Source organism: Chryseobacterium defluvii (assembly GCF_003634775.1).
In the GTDB taxonomy this organism is placed as follows: Bacteria; Bacteroidota; Bacteroidia; order Flavobacteriales; family Weeksellaceae; genus Chryseobacterium; species Chryseobacterium defluvii.
The window spans coordinates 1,179,757-1,200,906 of sequence record NZ_RBXB01000001.1 but is presented as its reverse complement, the minus strand read 5'-3'; the positions used below and the strand labels follow the sequence as shown (position 1 = coordinate 1,200,906).

Sequence of the window (21,150 nt, the reverse complement as noted above, 5' to 3'; positions counted from 1 at the left end):
ACTACTTCTTGTTTTTTATAGAGACGAATGAATTGTGATTTTACTTTACTACTTCTTTACAATTATTCGTTGGTTCCTTTGTTCCTGTTGAAGAACCCGCTTTCGCATCTGCTTCTCCATACTTCTTTGAATTTTTCTCTTTCTTCAGGAGATAAATTCATCATTTTTTCTCTCATTTTTCTTTCTTTAAAATCTCTCACCCCTCTTCCGAACTTACCATGGAATCCTCCAAAAAGGATTTTACTTAAAACCAAGATTCCCATGGCCTGCCAGAATGTTATTGATTTCACGCCCAAAATTTCAGGAAGCAACAGGTTCCAAAGCCACATTACAATCCACGTAACTCCAAGAAAAATCAATGGCGGACAAAGAATTAAAAAAATCCAACCTTTTTTGTGTTTATGATTCATCATATTTTCGTTCTTAACTGTTTAAATCTTCGTATAACTTTCTTAATCTATTTCTTAAATGCTTCACAGCATAATTTTTTCTGCTGATAATCGTCTTGATATTTTCGCCTTGTTCATCCGCGATCTCCTGGAGAGTTTTATCGTTCAGTTCATTTTCAACATATACCAGTCTTTGCTTTTCAGGAAGTTCGTCTAATGCTTCAAATAATTTTTTCCAGATCTCATCCTGAAACATCTTGATTTCCGGGCCGGCACTTTCATCCATTAATAAGATATCCTTAATGGAGAAGTCTCCGTCTTCATCTTCGTATACAAAATCTTCAAGATTTTCTGTCTTCTTTTTACGATAGCGGTCTGTGATTTTATTTGCCGTAACCCTGTACAGCCAACCCCCTACGTTTACAATCTCGGAAAGATTGGTAAGACTACTGAACTGGTACCACACTTCCTGCAGAATATCTTCTGCATCTTCCGTGTTTTTCACTTTGGGACGAATGTAGGACATCAGCTTACCTCCGTAACTGGATACGGTCTGAGCAATGATATTGTCCTTGTCCTTCTGTGGCATTGTTATTTTTTCGACAACCTCCATATTGCTATGACGATCGGTCTTTTTATTTTACTTTAATAAATTTAAAATATTTTTCTCAACCATGACTTTTCTCTTTTATAATGCACTCTGTTATCCTGAACAAAGTGAAGAATCTTCTAACGGCTAAATAATCTTATGCAAGGGATTCTTCATTCCGATGCGCTTTATTCTGAATGACAAAGTGGGTATTTAAATAAAAACAAGAAACGGAAAGCAAAACACCTTCCGTTTTATTTTTTCTGAAATTTTGTCAGTTTTTTTAGGATAAATAGATCCCAAAATACCAGGTCCAGGCAATTAAAATGATCTGCATCGGAATTCTTTCCGTATAAAGATACTTCATTCCGGGGCCGGTGTAATCCGCTTTGAATATATTGATGTTCTTCTTTGAGGAATTGATATTCGCCACAAAAACCAATACATAAAACACTATTAACAAAACAGCCGTCGTTTCACGAATAGACGGAATCATTAAACCAATTCCGGCAGCAATTTCAATGAATCCGGTACAATATACCCAAAACATTTTGGCAGGGATAAAATCAGGGATCATCATAGCCATTCCTTTCTGAAATTTAAAATGTGAAAGTCCTGTAAAAATGATGAAGACAGCCATTCCCAGGTTTCCCGAAAATAAAAAATTCCAGCTTCCCTGAAAAATTTTGGTTCCCAACAAAGCCAGAATACACGTACCGAAAAGAACAACTAAAAGCTTCATGAATTTTCAGCAAGGTTTTTCACTATTTCCAATCCTTTGATGAAACCTGTATTCATATGTTCTTCCCATTCTTTATCCACCTGCACTTCTGTATGCAGTTTTGTTTTACCGTCCAAATCCGTTAAGAAATATTTCTCAAAAGCACCGCTCCATTCCATGATTTCTTTACTTTGAGTATCTTCTACTCCGTTGCTTACCATTCCCAAATGTTTAAACACAATCTGGTTCGGTTCATCCATACTGTCTATGGTTGAAACCATCCCTTCGTCATTGGCATTAAGAAAGTAAGTTTTCCCACCTACCTTCCAATCGGTTTTCATCTTTGATCCCGATGAATCCGGACTGAAAAATTGTGTCCACTGACCATAGGTTTCCGGCCCCCAAAGAACGTCCCAAACTTTTTGTAGGGGAGCATTAATTACTGTTTCATAAGATAATGTTTCCATATTAATATATTTAGTTAGGTTTACAGTTGATTTTCTGCAAGGTTTTTTATAATTCCCAATGCTGTCGGGAACTTCTCTTCAAAGAACCCTTTAAATTCTTCCGGAGTCTGTATAACCCCTTTTAAAGTGGTCCCGGATTCTGTTTCTTCCAAAATATAAGATTCCGTAGCTTCTCCCCAATCCTGCGGTTGTTCCACACCATCATAGATTTCACCCAAGTGTAGGAATTTCATTTCCTTATTGGGCACGTTTTTATCCACACGGCTGAACATTCCGTTATTATTGGGGTCAAAAAACTTTACAATGGTTCCTTCTTCAAGGGTTCCTTCATAAAATGAACCTTCCGTAAATGCGGTTGTCCATTGTCTGTAGCTTATATCATTCCAAAGCACGCTCCATACTTTTTCGGGTGTTGCTTCTATTTGGACTTCAAAAGTTAATGTCTCCATTCCGTAATTTTAATTTAATAATTGATGTATGACTCAAATATACTATTTATCCGCCCACAAAACCACCGCCGTTGATATGTATAACTTCTCCTGTGATATAATTGGCATCTTCGGAAGCAAGAAATACAAAAGCCGGAGCTACTTCGGAAGGCTGTCCAGCACGTTGTAGCGGAGTATCTTTTCCAAAGGTTGAAAGATCATCGAATGTTTCCTTTACCAATGGGGTCCATATGGGTCCGGGTGCAATTCCGTTAACTAAAATCTTCTTTTCCGCAAGATTGGTAGATAAGGAACGTATGAAAGATAAAATTGCCCCTTTGGTAGCTGCATAATCAATAAGATGGTCACTTCCACGATATGCGGTAACGGATGTTGTACAAATAATTCTTCCTCCCTCACCTATTAAAGGCAAAAAAGCCCTGGTAAACGCGATCATTGAAATGATATTCGTATTAAAGGTATCTTCTATCTGTTCATCAGAGATTTTTTCAAGAGTATCTTTGGAGGTATGAATTCCGGCATTATTCACCAGAATATCTAGACCTTTCCATTCTTCCTTGATGGTGTTCAGGCATTTTGTCCTGAAGGTTTTTTTGGTAAGGTCCCCTTTCAATACGATACATTCCTTCCCTTCTTTTTCAACCAGTCTTTTAGTTTCTTTCGCATCATCATCGCTTTCTTTGTAAATGATGGCTACATCTGCTCCCTCTCTTGCAAAATGAACAGCGACGGCTTGTCCTATTCCACTGTCCCCACCTGTTATTATTGCCCTCTTACCGGCTAATTTGTGGCTTCCAAGATAGTTTTCGCGGATGATTTCCGGAAATAGGCCTTCTTTGGGGACTTTTGATTTAGATTGTGACTTGTTCTGTGTTTTCATAAGCAAATCTTTCCTACATCACATCAAACAGCAAGCCGAAACAGTTTTAAGAATGATAAGCTTCTTCTAAATCTTTGATCATGATTTTCTGCATTTTCATCATGGCCTGTACCACTTTCTGAGCTTTTTCCTGATCAGGATCGCTCATAAGCTGAATCAATCTTTTCGGGACGATCTGCCAACTGAAGCCATATTTATCTTTCAGCCAACCACACATGCTTTCTCTTCCCCCATTTGAAATAAGAGTGTTCCAAAGATAATCCGTCTGCTCCTGATCGTCTGTCATGATGACCATGGAAATCCCTTCATTGAAATCAAACTGGTGATCATAAGAGTTATCCATACAGAACAGACTATAACCATCAATTATAAAATGGGCATGCTGAACATTCTCCGGAACTTCACCGGGTTCTCCTCCGTCCTTATATCTTAAAACATTTCCTATGCTTGAGTTCGGAAAAGTCTGGGTATAAAATTCCATGGCTTCCATCGCCTTTCCATTGTTTTGATGGATAAACATCAACGTTGGAACAATTTTCTGATCGCTTGCCTTTTCTCCCAAAAAAAGTTGCCAGGTAACTCCAAACTGATCTCTCACCCAACCGTATTTTTTACTCCATGGGTAAGAATCTAATGGCATTAAAGCCATCCCTCCTTCCATTAACTGGTCCCAATAGTTTTGAACCCCATCTTCTGTTTCACAGATCACCATAAAGGAAACGGATGCATTTTTCTGGAAGTGAGGACCTCCGTTTAGCAACATTAGTTTCTGTCCAAAAAGATCAATATTCAATACAACCGGTGTATCTGCGGTAATTTTTCCGTTGAAGACTTTGCAGTAGAAATCTGCTGACTGTTTCGCATCTCCGTCATACCAGAGACACGGGAAAATATCGTTGTTCATTTTTTTTTACTTTTATAATTTGTACGAAAAATTGGTTATGTCTTCCTCCGGAATGCCTTTTAATTTTCTGTAGAATCTTAAAGCATGCTCATCTATATTATCTGCCTGAAGAAAGACTTCTGTAGCTCCGAGATTTTTAGAGACTTCAAATATTTTCTGCATTAATAAGGTTCCGGTTCCTTTTCTCTGAAAATGAGTTTTAACGGCCAGGTCGTAAACATATACTTCCAGATGCCCATGAAGCGATGGCATGAGATAAGCTGTCAATCCTCCTGTTATCCCCTGTTCATTTTCGGCAACAAGATAGATAAAATTGTCGTTCTTTAAGAGGCTTTTGAAATATTCCAATCCCGGATTCTGAGAGTTATTTACCTCAAAAACTTCTACGTATAATTTTTCCAGAATACTCAGCTTTTCAGCATCATCAGGACTTAATCTCGAAATTTTCATTTTTAAAGGAAACCTTATATTTGTTCATGTGATTCTTCAGCTTTTCCATTGCATTCTTTCCGAAACCATGTAGGTTCCTGATTTCTTCTTCGGAATAACAGGAAAGCTTTTCCAATGTATCTATTTTCTCTTTTTCCAACGCTCTTCTCGCAGGCATTGCAATAATACCCTTGAGAAAATCCCCTTTAACAGTATGATTATCTGCACAAATGGAATTGAGACATCTCGCCATTATCACTAAATTGAGCATGGTCTTCAGGAAATTTTTTAGTGGTTTTCTACGTATTTATGAAAATTGTTAAGAATGGCATACCATCCGTCTCTTTGCATTTCCACAGAGTTTTGTTTCTCAGGATCAAATTCTATACGGACTTTGGTGGTGCTTTCATCAATTTCATCAAAGTTTACTTCTACATTTCTTCCGTCTTCCATATGATATTTTATTTTCTCATTGGGAATTACTTCATCATAGACCCCCTCAAAGTCAAAACCGAAGCTTCCGTCTTTAGCTTCCATTCTGTTTTTAAATTTTCCGCCTACTCTTAAATCATTTTCGGAACTTGGGCATTGCCATGATTCATGGGCAAAATTCCATTTCATAATATGCTTAGGGGTATTGTAATAATCCCAAACCTTCTGAACAGGTTCTAAAATAGTGATGTCAATTTTAACTGGTTCCATATAATTCTATTTTTAAAATGTGGTGTGAAAGGGCGGTCAAAGCAAAATTGACCACCCGTTTATAATGAGTTAAATATAAGATTATTTTGCGTATTCTTCGTTATAGTTCACCATCCAATGAACACCGTATTTGTCCTGAAAGCTCCCGAAATAGTCGCCCCAGAACTGGTCTTCAATCGGCATTTCTATATTTCCTCCTTCTGAAAGTCCTTTGAAAAGCCTGTCGGCTTCCTCTCTTGAATCAGGGAATATGGAAACGTAGTTATTATTTCCTACGTTTAAAGTCTGCCCGAATGCCGGAACTATATCTGAAGCCATTAAAAGATCGTTTCCAATGGGAAGCGCAATATGCATTACTCTGTTTTTGTCTGCTTCTGATAGGTTTTCCGTTCCGGGAGCATTTCCCATTTTATGAATTTCTCCAAGGAATTCACCTCCGAAAACAGATTTGTAAAAATTGAAAGCTTCTTCTGCTTTTCCGTCAAAATTTAGGTAGGGATTTAATTTAGCCATGATTTTTATTTTTAAAAAGTTAATATTAGTTTAGAAATTTTTCTACTTCTGATGTTGTTAAGCTGATTAAGTTCCGATCGATATTTCCTTCAAAGTCAGCCATCATATAAGAGCCATGAGTGGCGGGAAGGATCATTAATTGGGAATCCGGGATCAAACGCCACATTTCCACGGTATGTTCCGGTTTCATTACATCTTTATCACCGGTAATCAGTAAGGTTGGAGAGTCTATGGAGGTTAAGATATCTTCACTCCAGTCTTCAAAATTCTGCATTCTCTTACTGTCTTTATCAAAAAGGTTTTCCAGTTTTGAGAAATCCGGATTAAGGTTTAAAAAATTGATTTTAAGCGGTTCCGGCATTACATCCAGAGTGGCTTCCTGCATTCCCTCAAAAAATCCGTCTATCATTCCGTTTCTTTTGAAAAAAGCAGACGCTACAATTAACTTTTCTACCATTCCCGGATAAAGATGGGCAATCTGCATGACGGTATTTCCTCCGTTGCTGAATCCCCAGAACAATGCTTTGTGGATATTGATTTCTTTTAATAGAGCGGCTACATCGTGAGCGTCCTGTTCGAAGGTTTCCGGAATATCCCTATGCTCTGTCATTCCGTGGTTTTGCAAATCAATACCAATTAATTGAAATTTGTTTTCGAGCCTTGCAATCACTTCCTTGAAATCAAACAGAATGGATGAGCCTCCTCCATGAATGAGTACCAAAGGCTTTCCGGAACCATATATTTCATAATACATCCTGATTCCGTTCACCGCTTTATATCCTTTTTCTTTGGGAGTCATTGATCAGTATTTAAGATCCTTGTCAAAATCGTATTTCATTCCCTCATATCCGAGAATTCTGCGCATCAATCCTATTTGTCCGGACAGATAATCTTCACGTCCGATACACATTCCGATAAAGCTTAATACGGTTTCCGGGAAGAAATCGATGTTCATTCCCATTGGGAAAGCTTTTTCCAGTTCTTCATCGGAAACTTCAAGTAATTTCTGGTATACAAGGGGTGAAATTTTATGAAATTCTTCTTTAAGTTGCTGCAGAGTCGGATATTTCAAATTTTCATCCAATGCTTTTCCCTGAAAGAACAAGTCTTTGTATGGAAATTCTTCGTTAAGCCCAAGAATTCCTCCCATTGCATAGCGCATATCCAGGAAATTCCCCACCATCCAAACGATATGATTGGTTCTTCCTTCTATTCTTTTTAATGCATCTTCTTCTGATATTCCATCGAGAACCATCAGAAAGCTCTGACTATGTCCTCTGAAAGCAGGAATAATGATTTCTAATTTTTTTGATTTTGGTGTGTCCATTTGATTGATTTTTTTTAATTTTAATTTAGAAATTGTCTCGTTCAGAATAAGGAACATGAAGTCCTTCTTCTACAAACTTTTTCAGGATTCTTAAATACATGGCCCAACAGAAAGACGTCTGTCTGAAATGGTCATTGGTGGATTTCCATCCTGAATGATAAAAACGTATGCGGGTTCCGTGTTTTGTTTCTTTAAGAATACATCCCACCTGAGTTCCCATCCAGTCTTTATCCGCTTCTGTCATTACATATTCAATTTCAAAAGGAGGATTGATTTTTGAAACTTTTCCTTTCCAGATATATTCTCCGGAAAATTCAAAGGTATATTCTGAGTCCAATTCCGGAGCTCCTTCACAATAGTGAGTCCACCATTCATTTAAAAACCCTGGAACGGAAAACATCTGGAAAACATTTTCCAATGTTGCGCTTGCCTCCAGATTATGAAGTATTGAGAATGAATTTTCCATGGTATTTTAGTTTTTTGTTTCTCGCTGATTGAGCAGATGACACAGATTTTTTGAATCTACTTTATTGCTCCGGGTTTTCCGAGGATTCTTCTAAGGTATCCTAATTGTCCGCTGTGGTAAATCTCATGAAAGGATAAAATAGCAATATCGTTAACGTTTTCCGGTTCAATTTTTTCTAGCTTACTGAATGCGGATTCCAGTTTATCCTGAGAACTTTTTAAATAGGATTTTAAGTCTTCAAAATTCACGAACTCGTCTTTTCTGTTCAATGGAATTTCTCCTCTGTTATAGGCTGAGAACTTTTCACCATTCCAAACCGGTTCTTCACCCAGGATATTCAGGAAAGCATTTCTTATGTAAATCAGGTGCCCTAATATCCAGTTCATGCAATTGGCATCCCCGTTAGGAAAGATCATGGATTCTTCGTGGGTAATCCCTTCCAGATTCATAGAAATCACTTTATAATTGCTGAATGCCTGTACTTTTATAATTTCAATATCGTTTGTTATTGTTTCCATATTTCTATTTTAGTGGTTAGAGTCTATTTTTTCCAAGGATTTGTCAGATTATGCAGATTTTATTTACAACCTGTATTAAAATTATTCAGTGGGAAACTGAGACATATCTGCAAAAGTTACATTCCAGCCATGTCCATTGATGTCCCAGAAAGAATTTTGGTACATCCATCCGTAATCTTGAGGTTCTTCATGCTGTGAAGCACCGTTTTCCAAAGCTGTATTTACTACTTTATCTACTTCTTCACGACTGTTTAACCCAATGGCAACAAGAACCTGCGTTGTATCTCCTTTTGGAACAGGTCTTTCGGAAAAAGTCTGGAAATATTCTTCTGTCAGGAACATAGTATAGATATCTTCTTTCATGACCACACAGACAGCTTTGTCATCTGAAAACTGTTCATTGATGGAAAAACCAAGCTTTGTCCAGAATTCTCTTGTTTTCTGAATATCTTTTACGGGAAGATTGACATAGATTTGATTGATTTTCATTTTGTAATTATTAAGTGTTAAACTTTTAACCAAAATTACCAAGTTGGTATGAAAATCAACTTGCCATAAGACAAGATTTAAATTTTCTTGGGATGGGAAACCAATTCTTTCCGGATCCGGCTTAAAGAAGTGTCTGTAACCCCCAGATAAGAAGCAATCTGTTTCAATGGGGCATATTGTACTACCTGGGATTTTTGTTCCAATAAATTGAGATAGCGTTTGGTGGCAGAAAGCGTAAACATTTCCACAGAACGCTGTTTATAGGCAAAAAGCTGTTGAGACATCCAAGATCTACCCCATTCTCTAAGGTTCGGAATTTTATGAAAAAGGTCCTGAAAAACATCAAAATCCAGTTTCCAGCATTCACAATCTGTGATACATACGATGTTTTCCTGGGTGGGAATTCTTTGGAACAGTGAAGAGACTTCAATCACCACCTCATTGTCTATAAAGAAATGGGTAGTTACTTCATTCCCGTTGAAGTCATTGACGAATGAGCGGGCCAGTCCGTTTTCTATAATATAGTATTCATTAGCGGTTTTCCCTTCCTCAAGGATAAAATCCCCTTTTTGAAACTCAACTTTCTCATGAGCCTTAAATATCTCATCAAGTTCTTCGGGTAAGAAAAACGGAAAATCATAGGAAACTTCCAGGGCTTTATAATTCATCTGACTAGCTGTTTTTTAGGATCTTAAAAATAAAATTTTTCTCGCATTCAATGCAGGAAATTTATTTTTTTTAACTATTCAACAGAATATTCTTAAAATAAAGACAATTGGATTGACTGGGAAGCACCGGGCTTTTGAGCGTCTCCGAAAACGGTTTTTCCTCCGAACCGCCATGAATTCTGTCTTTCTTCTTCAATAACCTGCTGAATATCGAAATCTGGAGTAAAGTTTTTTTCAGCAGTTGTGATCACCTGATGCAGCTTATTTAACGTTTTCAGTTTATCTGCATTCCCTAATTTGGATTTTTCAATTCCTTTTTTGAGGATATTGATGCTTTCATCATATACTTTGACAGGAACGGGGAAAGGATGTCCGTCTTTTCCACCGTGGGCAAACGAAAATCTTGCAGGATCGGTAAATCTTGACGGTGCCCCATGAATGACTTCGCTCACTAAAGCTAAAGACTGCATGGTTCTTGGCCCTACTCCTTCCAGCATCAATAAATCTTCGAAATTTTGAGGCTGCTGTTCCCGGGTTACATATAAAAGTGCCCCCAAACGTTTCAAATCTACATCTGAAGCCTGTACATCATGGTGATTGGGGAGGATCAGCCTCGAAAAATCACTCATGATCTGTGCAGAATCCGTATGGGAAATTTCTACAATACCTTTCCTGTTACCGGAAGCTTCTGCAGCAGTAAGATTGAGGATTTGTCCTCTGAAAACTCCGTTAATTCCTGTGTGTGGCTCTTCAACAAAAGATTTTATATTCCCGGAATGCCAATGATAACGCCTTGCAGTTCCGTCGGATTCATGCATTCCCTGCTGAACTACGCTCCAGTTTCCATTGTCAGCAAGAATAAAATTATGCAGATACAATTGATACCCGTCATGAATAGCCGTATTATCAACTTTTGCCGAAAGTTTGCTTGCTTTTACCAATTCGGTTCCATTCAAGCCTGTTTTATCAGCAATCTGGATCAATTCTGATGGGGTGTCTCTGGAAAATTTACCTTTTCCTCCACAGATATAAAGTCCGAGGGACTGTGAATGGGGATTGACGGAACGTTTTAAAGCACCCATCACGGATGTAGTAATTCCTGAAGAATGCCAATCCATTCCCATGACAGCTCCAAAGCTTTGAAACCAGAACGGATCTGCCAATCTGCGGAGAACTTCATCTTTGCCATAATCCATTAAAATGACTTCCACGATCGAAAGCCCCAGAACAGACATGCGTTCATACAGCCATGGCGGTACTTTGCCATAGTGAAGAGGTAAATCTGCTGTTCCTGAACGTTTCATTTATTTACTTGTTTTGCAAACGTGCGAAGTTAATCTTTATATGGTTTTCATCTTATGATCTGGCTCAATATTGCTTAATCATTCTGACAGCAAAATACTACATTGTTATGTTTTTCTTTATCAAACTTTTCATTGAAAATAATTTTATTTCCAAACGGATCATCCACCGTAAAGGAAATAGCCCCGTAAAAGGTTTTTTCCAGGCCCGGACGGTTATACTTATATTGTTTCTCTATTAATTCCTTATGATATTCCGCCACTCCTTCTCCCCAGATAAAAACCCGGCTTCCGGGAGTTCCGTCTCCGTGATGTTCGCTTAAATGCAGGACGATATTATTCTTTTTCACTTCCATATAAACGGGAGCATTTTCACCAAAGTGATGCTCCCAAACAATTTCAAAACCCAACCAGTCCACATAAAATTCAATGGTTTTCTGATAATCAAAGATTCTTAAGATAGGTATCACCTGTTCTGCTGTCATTGGTTATAATACGTTATGAGTGTGAAAGAATATTAATTACATTACCTAACGGATCTTTTACAAAAAACCTGCGCACTCCCCAATCTTCATCTGTAATATCATATATAATCTCGAATTCGGATTTTTTAATGGCATTATATACCTCATCTACATCATCAACTTCAATGGAGAGATAAGGTACTTCTGTATTATTTCCCCCTTGTGTAGCAAAACTCATCTGAACTTTTGCTTCGTTATCATTTCCGAAGGTTTTAATCCAGCCATGATCCATAAGCAAATCCAGTCCTAAAATATCCTGATAAAAATGATTTGCTTTTGACAAATCGTCTGTTTTTATATGAGCTACAATTCTTTTTACCATTCTGTTAAGCTGAAATATTATGCTGAAAAAGCCCTGCGAAAATAAGATTCTCACAAGGCTTTATATCAATTGTATGCCGTCATTATTTTAAAGCTGCAATCGCTGCCTCATAATTAGGTTCGTGAGTGATTTCCGGAACCTGTTCCGTATATACTACTTTATTATTTTCATCGGTAACAATTACTGCTCTGCTCAAAAGACCTTTCATTGGAGAATCTGTAATAGTTACTTCATAGTCATCACCAAAACTGCTTCTGAAATCCGAAAGTGTTTCAACATTGTTCAGGCCTTCCGCAGCACAGAACCTGCCTAATGCAAAAGGTAAATCTTTTGAAATGTTGATTACGACAGTATTGTGCAGATTTGAAGCTTCTTCATTGAATTTTCTTGCAGAAGCCGCACAAATTCCCGTATCTATACTTGGAAATATATTGAAGACTTTTTTCTTACCATCAAAATCCTGCAATGTTTTAACATGCAGATTGGAATCTACCAGTGCAAAATCCCTTACGGTAGTTCCTACAGACGGAAGAACTCCTATCGTATGTACTTCATTTCCTTTTAAAGTAATAGTAGTTGACATAAACTTTGTTTTTTTAGTTTTCTCAAATTTACTCAAATTACACCGCATTTCCTCTCTGATAAAGGTTAAATAATTCTTAAAGTGCAAAATCTTACTGAGTATTAATTTAAAAAATTTAAATTTTAACTAAATTTGTGGGATTTAAAATTTCAAATAATAAATAACAGTATAATGTCAGAAAAATCAAAAATCTACTACACATTAACGGATGAGGCTCCAATGCTGGCTACACACTCGTTTTTACCTATCGTAAAAGCTTTTACAAAATCAGCAGATATTGAAATTGCTGTTCCGGATATTTCTTTAGCAGGAAGAATTTTGGCGAACTTTCCTGAGTTCCTGAAAGATGACCAGAAAATTGGTGATGCTTTGGCAGAATTAGGTCAATTGGCCACTCAACCTGATGCAAATATTATTAAATTACCTAACATTTCGGCTTCCGTTCCTCAATTGGATGAAGCGATTGCTGAATTGCAGGGAAAAGGTTTCGCAGTTCCTAATTATCCTGCTGAGCCTAAAAATGACGAAGAGAAGGCTATTAAAGCTAAATATGCTAAAGTCTTAGGTAGTGCCGTAAACCCAGTGTTAAGAGAGGGAAATTCTGACAGACGTGCTCCAAAAGCTGTTAAAAACTACGCTAAGGCAAACCCTCACAAAATGGGTGAATGGGCTTCCGACAGCAAAACAGATGTAGCCCATATGAACAGTGGAGACTTCTATGGTACTGAAACTTCAACTACAGTAGAAAATGCCACTAAATTTAAAATCGTATTCAAAGGAAACGATGGTGCTGAAACTTTACTGAAAGATTTCGCGAATCTTCAGGCAGGTGAAGTGATTGATTCTTCTGTAATGAATCTAAGTGCATTGAAAGCTTTCGTTCAGCAGGCTATTGATGAAGCTAAAAACAGAAATATACTTCTTTCTGCCCACTTAAAGGCAACGATGATGAAAATTTCTGACCCGATTATTTTCGGGGCTATCGTAGAAACTTACTTTAAAGATGTATTTACAAAATATGCGGAGACGTTCAGGTCTTTAGATATTAATCCAAATAACGGTCTTGCTGATCTTTTCGAAAAAATCAAAGGAAATGCCCAGGAGGCTGAAATCAACGCTGATATTGAAGCGGCTTTAGCGAACGGACCAAGAGTGGCGATGGTAAATTCCGATAAAGGAATTACGAATTTCCATGTTCCTTCTGATATTATTGTTGATGCATCTATGGCGGCTTTGGTAAGAGGCGGAGGTAAAATGTGGAATAAAGACGGAAACGAAGAGGATACTGTTTGTATTATTCCTGACCGTTCTTATGCAGGTTTCTATCAGGCTGTAATTGATGATATGAAAGCGCACGGAAAATTAGACCCTACCACCATGGGTTCTGTACCAAACGTTGGATTGATGGCCCAGAAAGCGGAAGAATATGGTTCTCATGATAAAACATTCCAGGCTATGGCAGAAGGAACTATTGAGGTTCAGGATGAAGCAGGAAATGTTCTTCTTTCCCAAAAAGTAGAAAAAAATGATATCTTCAGAATGTGCCAGACAAAAGATGCTCCGATCCAGGATTGGGTAAAATTAGCCGTTAACAGAGCAAGACTTTCTGATACGCCTGCTATTTTCTGGTTAGACAAAGGAAGAGCTCATGACAGAGAAATCATCAAAAAAGTAGAAAAATACCTTAAGGATCATGATACTACAGGTCTTGACATCAGGATTCTTGATGTAAAAGATGCCATGACTGAAACATTGAAAAGAGCAAGAGAAGGTAAAGATACGATCTCTGTTTCCGGGAACGTATTGAGAGATTATTTAACGGACCTTTTCCCTATCCTTGAACTGGGAACTTCTGCAAAAATGCTGTCTATCGTTCCATTGATGAATGGTGGTGGTTTATTTGAAACAGGAGCCGGTGGTTCTGCTCCAAAACATATTGAGCAATTTGTAGAAGAAGGATATTTAAGATGGGATTCTTTAGGCGAATTCTTAGCCCTTCAGGCCTCTTTAGAGCATCTGGCTCAAACTCAGGGAAATACCAAATCTCAGATTTTAGCAGATGCATTAGACGAAGCGAATGCAAAATTCCTGGCTACCGATAAATCTCCTGCAAGAAAAGTAGGACAAATCGACAACAGAGGTTCTCATTTCTATCTGGCAATGTATTGGGCTGAAGCTTTGGCTAACCAAACTGCTGATGCAGAAATAGCAGCACGATTTGCTCCAATTGCAAAAGCAATGCAGGAAAACGAAGCTGTTATTAATGCAGAATTAATCGGTGCTCAAGGGAAACCTCAGGATATCGGTGGTTATTACAAAGCTGATGCTTATAAAACGTATGCAGCTATGAGACCTAGTACAGTTTTAAATGAAATCATTGACGGAATTTAATTTCAGTTTATACGATAACAAAAAAGCTCCTTTTTTAAGGAGCTTTTTTGTTAGATTTATTCTGGTAGTTACCTACAAAAGACACAAAGCTAATAACACTTCAGTTGATTTAAGTTCTGTAAAACCCTTGCTGTTTTATCCAGGCTTAAAACATGAGTCTCGTAATTTAGAAAGTTGGGCAAATTTAAAAGGGTAATACATCAAAATCCTCTCGTTTCCGGGAGGATTTATTGTAGAAAATTATGAGTAGAAAAATATAAAATATTAATATTAAGGATTCATAAAGGCTTCCGGAATCCATTCGAATCCTTTGGCTTTCTTTTTAGTAAAACCCAATCCCGGCCACGGCAAATGATAGGCAAAAGCTCTTGCTTTTGTGTCTGCTAATTGCTGAAGAAGTTTGATGCGGGACCCAGAAGCAATATCCAGATCCGTATCTCCGAAATATCCCCAATCCGGATTCGGAAAAAGAATCACATCGGAATGAATAAGATCAGCTATATAAACCAGTTTTTCTGTCCCAGAAGTAATCGTCATCACCGTTAAGCCCGGAGTATGTCCCGGAGCCAGCTGAAAACTGAAATGATCATAAAGATTTTTATTCAGGTTAAAAAAGTTCAGTTGAGGCTGTATGGTTTTCAATATATTCTGAACGGCAGGAATAATCTGATTAAGGAACTCCGGCTGGGCCTTCAGGGCACTGTTGCTGAAATCTTTAATGGTAGCTTTCATCCAGAAATCAAATTCTACTTTTGAAATAAAAAGCCTGGCATTAGGAAATACTGGTTTATTTTGTTTGTCCACTACTCCTCCGATATGATCCGGGTGGGCATGTGAAATAAACACATCTGTAATATCACCGGGAGAAAATCCCGATTTCTGAAGGCTTTTTAATAAAAACCCGGTTCTTTCATCCGCAAAAATACCCATACCCGCGTCCAATAAGATCAGTTTATCCTTGGTTTTCACAAGAAGGATGTTCATAGCCATATCAATATATTCATCAGACCGGAAATTGTCTTTAAGAATAGTTTTCAGTTGTGATAAATTTCCTCTCGGAGCGAAAGATTTCAAGTCTTTTTCATGAATATATCCGTCTGTAAGGATGAATAATTCCAATTCTCCAAGAAGAATTTTTTTGAATCCAGAAAGATCATTTTCAGGTTTCAAATATTTTTTTCCGTTGGCCGCAGCAAAAATACCTGAAAAAGGAGTGACGCTTAATGCTCCGGCTAACAATCCATTTTTTAAAAGTTCTCTTCTGTTCATCGTTTAAATATGTGCTTTTCTGATTTTGATCATGCTTAAAATAAAGAGCCCCAGGATTCCCAATATGAAATATCCTTCTGCTACCTGTAGCTGGATTTCAGGTTTAATGATTGCTACGATTCCGTAACTGATGGCTGAAGTGATGATAAATGCCACTCCCCCGGTTAACCCTCCTGCAAGTCCCGCAGAATTTGGGAATCTCCCCAGACAGTAGGCAAAATAATTATTAAATATAAATCCTGCCGTCACGTGGATCGCAAAAGCAAATGCTACTAAAGTATAAAGATTGCTTGTCAGGTAAGATGCCGCAAACATCAGGATGATCAAAGCAAGCTGAATAAAATTGGCATACCGGATCTTGGGTAAAAATGCCTTATTCATCAATGCTTTTCCTATAAAACCTCCCACCATCCAGGCAAAACCTAAAATCAGGGAAGCATAACCTGCAATGACTTCGGAATAGCCCATTTTATGTTCAATGATGAAAGCCCCGCAAAGATTAAAGAAAATAACCATCGCATAGCTCAATCCACACATCAGCATTCCGTAGAAGAAATCTTTGGTTCTGAACATCCTGTCATATTCTTTCAGTAAAAAGTTGATATGGAAAGGGTTTCTGGATTTCAACGTTTCTCCGGAAAACATCAATTCCAGAATCAGTAACAATAAGCTGTATCCGGCCAGTACATAAAAGTTGGACTGCCATCCGAAATGCTTCTGCAAATATCCTCCGATAAACGGCGCAATGATGGGGCCCACCGACCAGACGATTGTCATGATACTTAGATAGTGCTTCCGCTGTTCACCTTCATATACATCTACAAAAAATGCCCGTTTGGAAACAACCGCAAGACCTGCCAAAGCACCCTGCATGACCCGCATGGCATAAATTACCATAATATTCTTGGTGGATACGGTAATTAAAAAACTTACGATAAACAAAAACATGGAGATCAGGGAAATCCTGTATCTTCCAAATGAATCCACAACACTTCCAGCAAAGAACTGGGTAAGTCCATAGCTGATCAGGAATATGGATAGGGTAAGCTGAATGCTGCTTTCAGGAAGGTTGAATTCCGTCGCCATACTCGGCATGGAAGGCAGATAAATATCCGTTGCCAAACCTGATATGGGAATCATCCCAAAAGCCAGCACCGTCGCAATAAATTTGTTTTTTTCTTTAAGGATCCTCATTGACCTTTTCATCTTTTTAAAAAAATCTGAGTTTTGAAATTTCAAAGCCCGGACATATATATCAGTTTAATTATTAACAAGCTTCATAGAGCCTTCAGTATATCTTTCGCCAACATTCGGATACTTTTTAAGAAGGGTATCTATGGTATCCAGGTCAGATGGAGAAAGTTCTATATCAATGGCCTGAATATTTTCTTCCAGGTATTTGATGCGCTTGGTTCCCGGAATAGGAAGGATATCTTCTCCCTGGTTCACCACCCATGCTAAAGCCAGCTGTGTTCCTTTTACCCCTTTAGAAGCTGCAAAATCATTGAATTCCTTAGCCAGGTTTCTGTTGTTTTCAAGATTTTCCTGCTGATAACGCGGCAACGATTTTCTGAAATCATCATCTCCGAAATTCTGAACTTCATTGATGTTCGCAAAAAGTCCTCTTGCTAAAGGAGAATAAGGCACCAGAGTAATTCCAAGTTCCCTGATAGTCGGCAAAATTTCTTTTTCTACATCCCTGGTAAGAATAGAATATTCTGATTGCAAAGCGGTAATCGGATGAATTTTATTGGCTTTTCTGATGGATTCCGCCGAAGCTTCGGACAATCCTAAATATCTTACTTTTCCTGCCTTTACCAGATCTGCCATAGCTCCTACTGTTTCTTCAACGGGAATATTCGGATCTATCCTGTGGGCATAATAAAGATCAATGGTGTCTATTTTAAGTCTCTGAAGGCTTAGATCAACTGCCTGTTTAATCCATTCCGGAGAGCCATCAAAATAGGTTCCCGGAGCTCCGCTGTGACTTGCTTTACCATCTTTAAACCTGAATCCAAACTTGGTGGCAATGAAAATTTTATCCCGATTGGGTACCAATACTTTAGAAATCAGTTTTTCATTCTCCCCATTGGCATACATATCTGCAGTATCCCAAAAGTTAACTCCTGCATCCAATGCTTTGTGTAAGGTGTTGATGCTTTCGTTTTCATCTGCAGGGCCATACGCAAAGCTCATTCCCATACATCCCAGCCCGATAGCAGATAATTGTTCTCCGGTGTTTCCTAATTTTCTAAATTTCATAATGTTTGTGATTTAATTAGTGGAACAAAATTAGAACAAGAACGATCAGTTCTTTATATAGAATTCAAACTAAGAATTATAAAAATCAAACAAGATTACTTCTGAGTGCAATAGGAGTATATCCTGTTTGCTTCTTGAAGTAATTGGTAAAATAAGCAGGTTCTTCAAACCCTAATCCATAGGCTATTTCAGAAACATTCCAGTCAGTATGCTGTAAAAGCGCATTCGCTTCCTGAATGATCCTTGCGGTGATTTGTTGTGTTGTTGTTTTTCCTGTAATTTCCTTTACAGACCGGTTTAAAGAATTAACATGAATAGACAGGCTTTCCGCATAGTCTGTGGGGGTTTTCAGCTTAAGATATGCTTCCGGACTGTCAATAGGAAATTGTCTTTCCAGCAATTCCATAAACAAGGAAGCCACTCTTTGTGAAGCATTTTGGTAATGTTCGAAACTTTCCGCAGGATGCATTTTCATGGTTTCATGAACCAGAAGGTGAAGATAAGCCCGTAACATATCATATTTATGCAGATAATCGGACTGGATTTCCGCCATCATTTTTATGAATATTTCGGAAATGGATTTCTGTTGTTGTTCATCTACAAAGAAAACGGGCGTTCCTCCGATTTTGAAAAGAGGGGAATCCTGAATATTTCCCAGCCTGCTCCCATTTTGCAAAAACTGATCGGTAAAAAGGCAAAACCAGCCTCTCTGATTTTCTTCTTCCGCTTCCCAGGAATACGGAACAACAGGATTTGAAAATAATAATGCAGGCCGGTCTACATAGATCCATTTATCGGCATAATGAAGCTTCCCCTTTCCTATAATTAAAGAAATTTTATAATAATCCCTCCTGCTATAAGGCGTGACAGATGAACAGTTCTCTCTGGAGAACACATTAAAGTGTCCGATTCCCGGAGTTTTGATGCATGAAAAACCGCCTATGGCATTACGCTCATAAAACCCTCTTACTGTTTCTATTGATTCCATGAACCAAAATTATAAAATTCAAACATCATTCTGATATAAAAATGATAATAATCGATAAAATAAAAAATGACTGATCCGGAGATCAGTCATTAAAAAAGTTGAATGTATAGTTGAATAATTGATTAATGCTTATGGCCATTTCCTTTAACAGCTTTATGTACTTTTGCCTTTGGAGCCATTTGCTTATATTTTTTGTGGTTATTTTTATTTCTGTTATAAACAGCCACAGGATTTTTTCCTTTATAATATTTATTTTTAAACTTCAGATACTTTTGCGGCCCTAAAATTCTTTCTATTTCATAGTATCTGTCGGTTCTCCATCTGTCAGGATTATCACCATATACTCTAAGCCACGTGTTATAATCTGAATATCTGCTATTCAATGTATTCAGTTGTTTAACCTGAATGGCACTCAATACCAAATCTGTAGCTACAGTAGTCCAGTTAACATCTGCAATACTTCTTTTGTAATCGTTATAATAATCTGATTGAGCAAAACTCAATGTAAATGTTCCTAAAAACATCACTGTTAATAATATTTTTTTCATTTCTGTTGTTTTTTTTGATTCAACGGTATAGTAATCACAATTTAAATGCCAAAAGGCTTTCATATATCACAATTTTTGTTAAAACCCTTATAATACGGTGGATACGATTAAAATATTTTCTATTTTTATGTTAACCCATTAGATATTTACCACTTTATGGAAATTATTATTATTATTTTTCTTATCCTGCTGAATGGCATTTTCTCGATGTCTGAAATGGCATTGGTCTCTTCCAGAAATTTCAAGCTGAAAAGCGAAAAAAGAAAGGGTAATTCTAATGCCAAAACAGCCATGGAACTTTCAGAAAATCCTAATAAATTCCTTTCAACGGTACAGATCGGCATTACCCTGATCGGTATTTTACTCGGTATTTATTCCGGTGACAAGCTAACTGCGGGACTGGCGCAATATATTTCAACATTTGAGGGGTTGACAGAGTATTCCAAAGGCATTGCATCGGTGCTGATTGTAGTGGTTATTACCTTCCTGTCTATTGTATTCGGAGAATTACTACCCAAAAGGATCGGATTAAAATTTCCTGAAAAAATTGCCATGTTTATAGCCAAGCCCATGTATTGGATTTCAGCACTGGCTTCTCCTTTTGTATGGCTTCTGACTATTACAAATGAGGGTGTCCTGAAACTTATGGGTATCAGTAATAATGAAAAAGAGCTGGTGACCGAAGAAGAAATAAAATCCATCATCAAAGAAGGAAAAGAAGGCGGAATTATAGAGGAAAAAGAGCATGATGTTTTAAAGAATGCTTTTGAACTGGGAGACAGAAGAGTGAGTTCCTTAGCAACTTATCGTTCCAATATCATCTCTTTAGATGCCGATGACAGCTATGAAAGCGTAAAAGAAAAAATCAAAAACAGCTCCTATTCCACTTACCCTGTTACTGAAAGCAATAATCTCGATAACATTATCGGAATTGTAAAAATGAGAGACCTGTTTGATCTTGATCATCATAATTTTAATTTGCGGGGGCATCTCCGCAAAGCCGTATTTGTAAGTGAAAACTCCTTTATTTATCCTTTAATGGAAAGCTTTCAGAATAATAAATCCCATATTGCTGTAGTTATTGATGAATATGGTACGACAAAAGGAATTATTACCTTGAATGATATCCTGGACGATCTGGTAGGTAATATCCCGGATGGTTCTGATGAAGAGCCGGAAATTATCAAACGTAACGAAAATTCCTGGCTGATAGACGGTAAATGTTCCATTCACACCTTTAAAAAATATTTTAAAATAGAGATGGATCCGGAAACTGAGAGGAATTTCATAAGTGTTTCCGGCCTTTTTATTGATGAATTCGGAAATATGCCGAAAACCGGAGATCAGATAAAAATCGGCAATCTGCTTATGGAAATTGTAGATAAGGATGGCAACAGAATTGATAAAATTCTTGCAAAAAGAGTAATGTAACCTCCTATAATTATGGATTA

General features: G+C 37.5%; 28 protein-coding genes. 2 read left to right on the top strand and 26 right to left on the bottom strand.

Annotation, left to right across the window (positions count from 1 at the left end):
- Positions 1–62: 62 nt before the first annotated feature.
- From BCF58_RS05610 to tpx, 21 genes are all read right to left on the bottom strand, one after another.
- Positions 63–413 carry a hypothetical protein gene (locus BCF58_RS05610; RefSeq protein ID WP_228434743.1) on the bottom strand — a complete coding sequence of 117 codons (351 nt, stop codon included), beginning with the start codon at positions 411–413 and terminating at the stop codon, positions 63–65.
- Between the two features lie 10 nt (positions 414–423).
- A complete protein-coding gene (locus BCF58_RS05605; RefSeq protein ID WP_228434742.1) occupies positions 424–978 on the bottom strand; it encodes an RNA polymerase sigma factor in 555 nt (184 codons plus the stop codon).
- 283 nt (positions 979–1,261) lie between these two features.
- Complete coding sequence (locus BCF58_RS05600) at positions 1,262–1,720, bottom strand: DoxX family protein (RefSeq protein WP_121460788.1); 459 nt, start codon at positions 1,718–1,720, stop codon at positions 1,262–1,264.
- The gene (locus tag BCF58_RS05595; RefSeq protein WP_121460787.1) at positions 1,717–2,166 is read right to left on the bottom strand and encodes an SRPBCC family protein; all 450 of its coding nucleotides are present in this window, start codon (positions 2,164–2,166) and stop codon (positions 1,717–1,719) included. Before BCF58_RS05595 ends, BCF58_RS05600 begins: the two co-directional genes overlap by 4 nt.
- Before the next feature lie 20 nt (positions 2,167–2,186).
- On the bottom strand, positions 2,187–2,615 hold the full coding sequence (locus BCF58_RS05590; protein WP_121460786.1) for an SRPBCC family protein: 429 nt from the start codon (positions 2,613–2,615) through the stop codon (positions 2,187–2,189).
- Between the two features lie 46 nt (positions 2,616–2,661).
- Entirely contained in the window at positions 2,662–3,495 is an 834-nt protein-coding gene (locus BCF58_RS05585; protein WP_121460785.1) for an SDR family oxidoreductase, read from the bottom strand.
- A 46-nt stretch (positions 3,496–3,541) separates the two neighbouring features.
- Positions 3,542–4,399 (bottom strand): VOC family protein, encoded by an 858-nt coding sequence (locus BCF58_RS05580; protein WP_121460784.1) that lies wholly within the window; start codon positions 4,397–4,399, stop codon positions 3,542–3,544.
- 12 nt (positions 4,400–4,411) lie between these two features.
- Positions 4,412–4,849 (bottom strand): GNAT family N-acetyltransferase, encoded by a 438-nt coding sequence (locus tag BCF58_RS05575; protein WP_121460783.1) that lies wholly within the window; start codon positions 4,847–4,849, stop codon positions 4,412–4,414.
- Entirely contained in the window at positions 4,824–5,081 is a 258-nt protein-coding gene (locus BCF58_RS05570) for a helix-hairpin-helix domain-containing protein (protein WP_228434741.1), read from the bottom strand. The genes BCF58_RS05575 and BCF58_RS05570 overlap by 26 nt, the downstream gene beginning before the upstream one ends.
- 35 nt (positions 5,082–5,116) lie before the next feature.
- Positions 5,117–5,530: an SRPBCC family protein gene (locus tag BCF58_RS05565; protein ID WP_121460781.1), complete on the bottom strand. Its 414-nt coding sequence runs from the start codon at positions 5,528–5,530 to the stop codon at positions 5,117–5,119.
- Between the two features lie 81 nt (positions 5,531–5,611).
- Positions 5,612–6,043: a VOC family protein gene (locus tag BCF58_RS05560; RefSeq protein WP_121460780.1), complete on the bottom strand. Its 432-nt coding sequence runs from the start codon at positions 6,041–6,043 to the stop codon at positions 5,612–5,614.
- 25 nt (positions 6,044–6,068) lie between these two features.
- A complete protein-coding gene (locus BCF58_RS05555; protein ID WP_121460779.1) occupies positions 6,069–6,842 on the bottom strand; it encodes an alpha/beta fold hydrolase in 774 nt (257 codons plus the stop codon).
- 3 nt (positions 6,843–6,845) lie between these two features.
- Entirely contained in the window at positions 6,846–7,370 is a 525-nt protein-coding gene (locus BCF58_RS05550) for a DinB family protein (RefSeq protein ID WP_121461055.1), read from the bottom strand.
- Positions 7,371–7,395: 25 nt separating this feature from the next.
- Complete coding sequence (locus BCF58_RS05545) at positions 7,396–7,836, bottom strand: SRPBCC family protein (RefSeq protein ID WP_121460778.1); 441 nt, start codon at positions 7,834–7,836, stop codon at positions 7,396–7,398.
- A gap of 56 nt (positions 7,837–7,892) precedes the next feature.
- Positions 7,893–8,354, bottom strand: a complete 462-nt coding sequence (locus tag BCF58_RS05540; protein ID WP_121460777.1) for a hypothetical protein — start codon at positions 8,352–8,354, stop codon at positions 7,893–7,895.
- Between the two features lie 81 nt (positions 8,355–8,435).
- Positions 8,436–8,843: a VOC family protein gene (locus BCF58_RS05535; RefSeq protein ID WP_121460776.1), complete on the bottom strand. Its 408-nt coding sequence runs from the start codon at positions 8,841–8,843 to the stop codon at positions 8,436–8,438.
- Positions 8,844–8,920: 77 nt separating this feature from the next.
- Complete coding sequence (locus BCF58_RS05530) at positions 8,921–9,511, bottom strand: Crp/Fnr family transcriptional regulator (RefSeq protein WP_121460775.1); 591 nt, start codon at positions 9,509–9,511, stop codon at positions 8,921–8,923.
- Between the two features lie 92 nt (positions 9,512–9,603).
- Entirely contained in the window at positions 9,604–10,815 is a 1,212-nt protein-coding gene (locus BCF58_RS05525) for a DUF763 domain-containing protein (RefSeq protein WP_121460774.1), read from the bottom strand.
- 74 nt (positions 10,816–10,889) lie between these two features.
- Entirely contained in the window at positions 10,890–11,297 is a 408-nt protein-coding gene (locus BCF58_RS05520) for a glyoxalase superfamily protein (protein WP_121460773.1), read from the bottom strand.
- A gap of 13 nt (positions 11,298–11,310) precedes the next feature.
- Positions 11,311–11,658, bottom strand: coding sequence for a VOC family protein (locus tag BCF58_RS05515; protein ID WP_121460772.1), 348 nt, complete (start codon positions 11,656–11,658; stop codon positions 11,311–11,313).
- Between the two features lie 82 nt (positions 11,659–11,740).
- Positions 11,741–12,241, bottom strand: coding sequence for a thiol peroxidase (gene tpx / locus BCF58_RS05510; protein WP_121460771.1), 501 nt, complete (start codon positions 12,239–12,241; stop codon positions 11,741–11,743).
- A gap of 171 nt (positions 12,242–12,412) precedes the next feature.
- Here tpx and BCF58_RS05505 point away from each other — a divergent pair, with 171 nt between their 5' ends.
- Entirely contained in the window at positions 12,413–14,632 is a 2,220-nt protein-coding gene (locus BCF58_RS05505; RefSeq protein ID WP_121460770.1) for an NADP-dependent isocitrate dehydrogenase, read from the top strand.
- A gap of 270 nt (positions 14,633–14,902) precedes the next feature.
- Here BCF58_RS05505 and BCF58_RS05495 read toward each other — a convergent pair whose 3' ends face one another.
- From BCF58_RS05495 to BCF58_RS05475, 5 genes are all read right to left on the bottom strand, one after another.
- Positions 14,903–15,901 carry an MBL fold metallo-hydrolase gene (locus BCF58_RS05495; RefSeq protein ID WP_121460768.1) on the bottom strand — a complete coding sequence of 333 codons (999 nt, stop codon included), beginning with the start codon at positions 15,899–15,901 and terminating at the stop codon, positions 14,903–14,905.
- A gap of 3 nt (positions 15,902–15,904) precedes the next feature.
- Complete coding sequence (locus BCF58_RS05490) at positions 15,905–17,107, bottom strand: MFS transporter (protein ID WP_228434740.1); 1,203 nt, start codon at positions 17,105–17,107, stop codon at positions 15,905–15,907.
- Between the two features lie 54 nt (positions 17,108–17,161).
- The gene (locus BCF58_RS05485) at positions 17,162–18,163 is read right to left on the bottom strand and encodes an aldo/keto reductase (RefSeq protein WP_121460766.1); all 1,002 of its coding nucleotides are present in this window, start codon (positions 18,161–18,163) and stop codon (positions 17,162–17,164) included.
- A gap of 85 nt (positions 18,164–18,248) precedes the next feature.
- Positions 18,249–19,151, bottom strand: a complete 903-nt coding sequence (locus tag BCF58_RS05480; protein WP_121460765.1) for a helix-turn-helix domain-containing protein — start codon at positions 19,149–19,151, stop codon at positions 18,249–18,251.
- Positions 19,152–19,273: 122 nt separating this feature from the next.
- Entirely contained in the window at positions 19,274–19,699 is a 426-nt protein-coding gene (locus tag BCF58_RS05475; protein WP_147462033.1) for a hypothetical protein, read from the bottom strand.
- Between the two features lie 156 nt (positions 19,700–19,855).
- On the opposite strand from BCF58_RS05475, the gene BCF58_RS05470 reads away from it, so the two are divergent.
- Positions 19,856–21,130 (top strand): hemolysin family protein, encoded by a 1,275-nt coding sequence (locus BCF58_RS05470; RefSeq protein WP_121460763.1) that lies wholly within the window; start codon positions 19,856–19,858, stop codon positions 21,128–21,130.
- Positions 21,131–21,150: the final 20 nt, after the last annotated feature.

Coding starts and splice junctions, on each gene's coding strand:
- BCF58_RS05545 (WP_121460778.1), bottom strand. CDS start 7,836: ATGGAAAATTCATTCTCAATACTTCATAATCTGGAGGCAAGCGCAACA.
- BCF58_RS05505 (WP_121460770.1), top strand. CDS start 12,413: ATGTCAGAAAAATCAAAAATCTACTACACATTAACGGATGAGGCTCCA.
- BCF58_RS05595 (WP_121460787.1), bottom strand. CDS start 2,166: ATGGAAACATTATCTTATGAAACAGTAATTAATGCTCCCCTACAAAAA.
- BCF58_RS05550 (WP_121461055.1), bottom strand. CDS start 7,370: ATGGACACACCAAAATCAAAAAAATTAGAAATCATTATTCCTGCTTTC.
- BCF58_RS05470 (WP_121460763.1), top strand. CDS start 19,856: ATGGAAATTATTATTATTATTTTTCTTATCCTGCTGAATGGCATTTTC.
- BCF58_RS05590 (WP_121460786.1), bottom strand. CDS start 2,615: ATGGAGACATTAACTTTTGAAGTCCAAATAGAAGCAACACCCGAAAAA.
- BCF58_RS05520 (WP_121460773.1), bottom strand. CDS start 11,297: ATGACAGCAGAACAGGTGATACCTATCTTAAGAATCTTTGATTATCAG.
- BCF58_RS05560 (WP_121460780.1), bottom strand. CDS start 6,043: ATGGCTAAATTAAATCCCTACCTAAATTTTGACGGAAAAGCAGAAGAA.
- BCF58_RS05525 (WP_121460774.1), bottom strand. CDS start 10,815: ATGAAACGTTCAGGAACAGCAGATTTACCTCTTCACTATGGCAAAGTA.
- BCF58_RS05610 (WP_228434743.1), bottom strand. CDS start 413: ATGATGAATCATAAACACAAAAAAGGTTGGATTTTTTTAATTCTTTGT.
- BCF58_RS05565 (WP_121460781.1), bottom strand. CDS start 5,530: ATGGAACCAGTTAAAATTGACATCACTATTTTAGAACCTGTTCAGAAG.
- BCF58_RS05540 (WP_121460777.1), bottom strand. CDS start 8,354: ATGGAAACAATAACAAACGATATTGAAATTATAAAAGTACAGGCATTC.
- BCF58_RS05490 (WP_228434740.1), bottom strand. CDS start 17,107: ATGAAAAGGTCAATGAGGATCCTTAAAGAAAAAAACAAATTTATTGCG.
- BCF58_RS05535 (WP_121460776.1), bottom strand. CDS start 8,843: ATGAAAATCAATCAAATCTATGTCAATCTTCCCGTAAAAGATATTCAG.
- BCF58_RS05495 (WP_121460768.1), bottom strand. CDS start 15,901: ATGAACAGAAGAGAACTTTTAAAAAATGGATTGTTAGCCGGAGCATTA.
- BCF58_RS05600 (WP_121460788.1), bottom strand. CDS start 1,720: ATGAAGCTTTTAGTTGTTCTTTTCGGTACGTGTATTCTGGCTTTGTTG.
- BCF58_RS05485 (WP_121460766.1), bottom strand. CDS start 18,163: ATGAAATTTAGAAAATTAGGAAACACCGGAGAACAATTATCTGCTATC.
- BCF58_RS05515 (WP_121460772.1), bottom strand. CDS start 11,658: ATGGTAAAAAGAATTGTAGCTCATATAAAAACAGACGATTTGTCAAAA.
- BCF58_RS05585 (WP_121460785.1), bottom strand. CDS start 3,495: ATGAAAACACAGAACAAGTCACAATCTAAATCAAAAGTCCCCAAAGAA.
- BCF58_RS05555 (WP_121460779.1), bottom strand. CDS start 6,842: ATGACTCCCAAAGAAAAAGGATATAAAGCGGTGAACGGAATCAGGATG.
- BCF58_RS05575 (WP_121460783.1), bottom strand. CDS start 4,849: ATGAAAATTTCGAGATTAAGTCCTGATGATGCTGAAAAGCTGAGTATT.
- BCF58_RS05580 (WP_121460784.1), bottom strand. CDS start 4,399: ATGAACAACGATATTTTCCCGTGTCTCTGGTATGACGGAGATGCGAAA.
- tpx (WP_121460771.1), bottom strand. CDS start 12,241: ATGTCAACTACTATTACTTTAAAAGGAAATGAAGTACATACGATAGGA.
- BCF58_RS05605 (WP_228434742.1), bottom strand. CDS start 978: ATGCCACAGAAGGACAAGGACAATATCATTGCTCAGACCGTATCCAGT.
- BCF58_RS05480 (WP_121460765.1), bottom strand. CDS start 19,151: ATGGAATCAATAGAAACAGTAAGAGGGTTTTATGAGCGTAATGCCATA.
- BCF58_RS05475 (WP_147462033.1), bottom strand. CDS start 19,699: ATGAAAAAAATATTATTAACAGTGATGTTTTTAGGAACATTTACATTG.
- BCF58_RS05530 (WP_121460775.1), bottom strand. CDS start 9,511: ATGAATTATAAAGCCCTGGAAGTTTCCTATGATTTTCCGTTTTTCTTA.
- BCF58_RS05570 (WP_228434741.1), bottom strand. CDS start 5,081: ATGGCGAGATGTCTCAATTCCATTTGTGCAGATAATCATACTGTTAAA.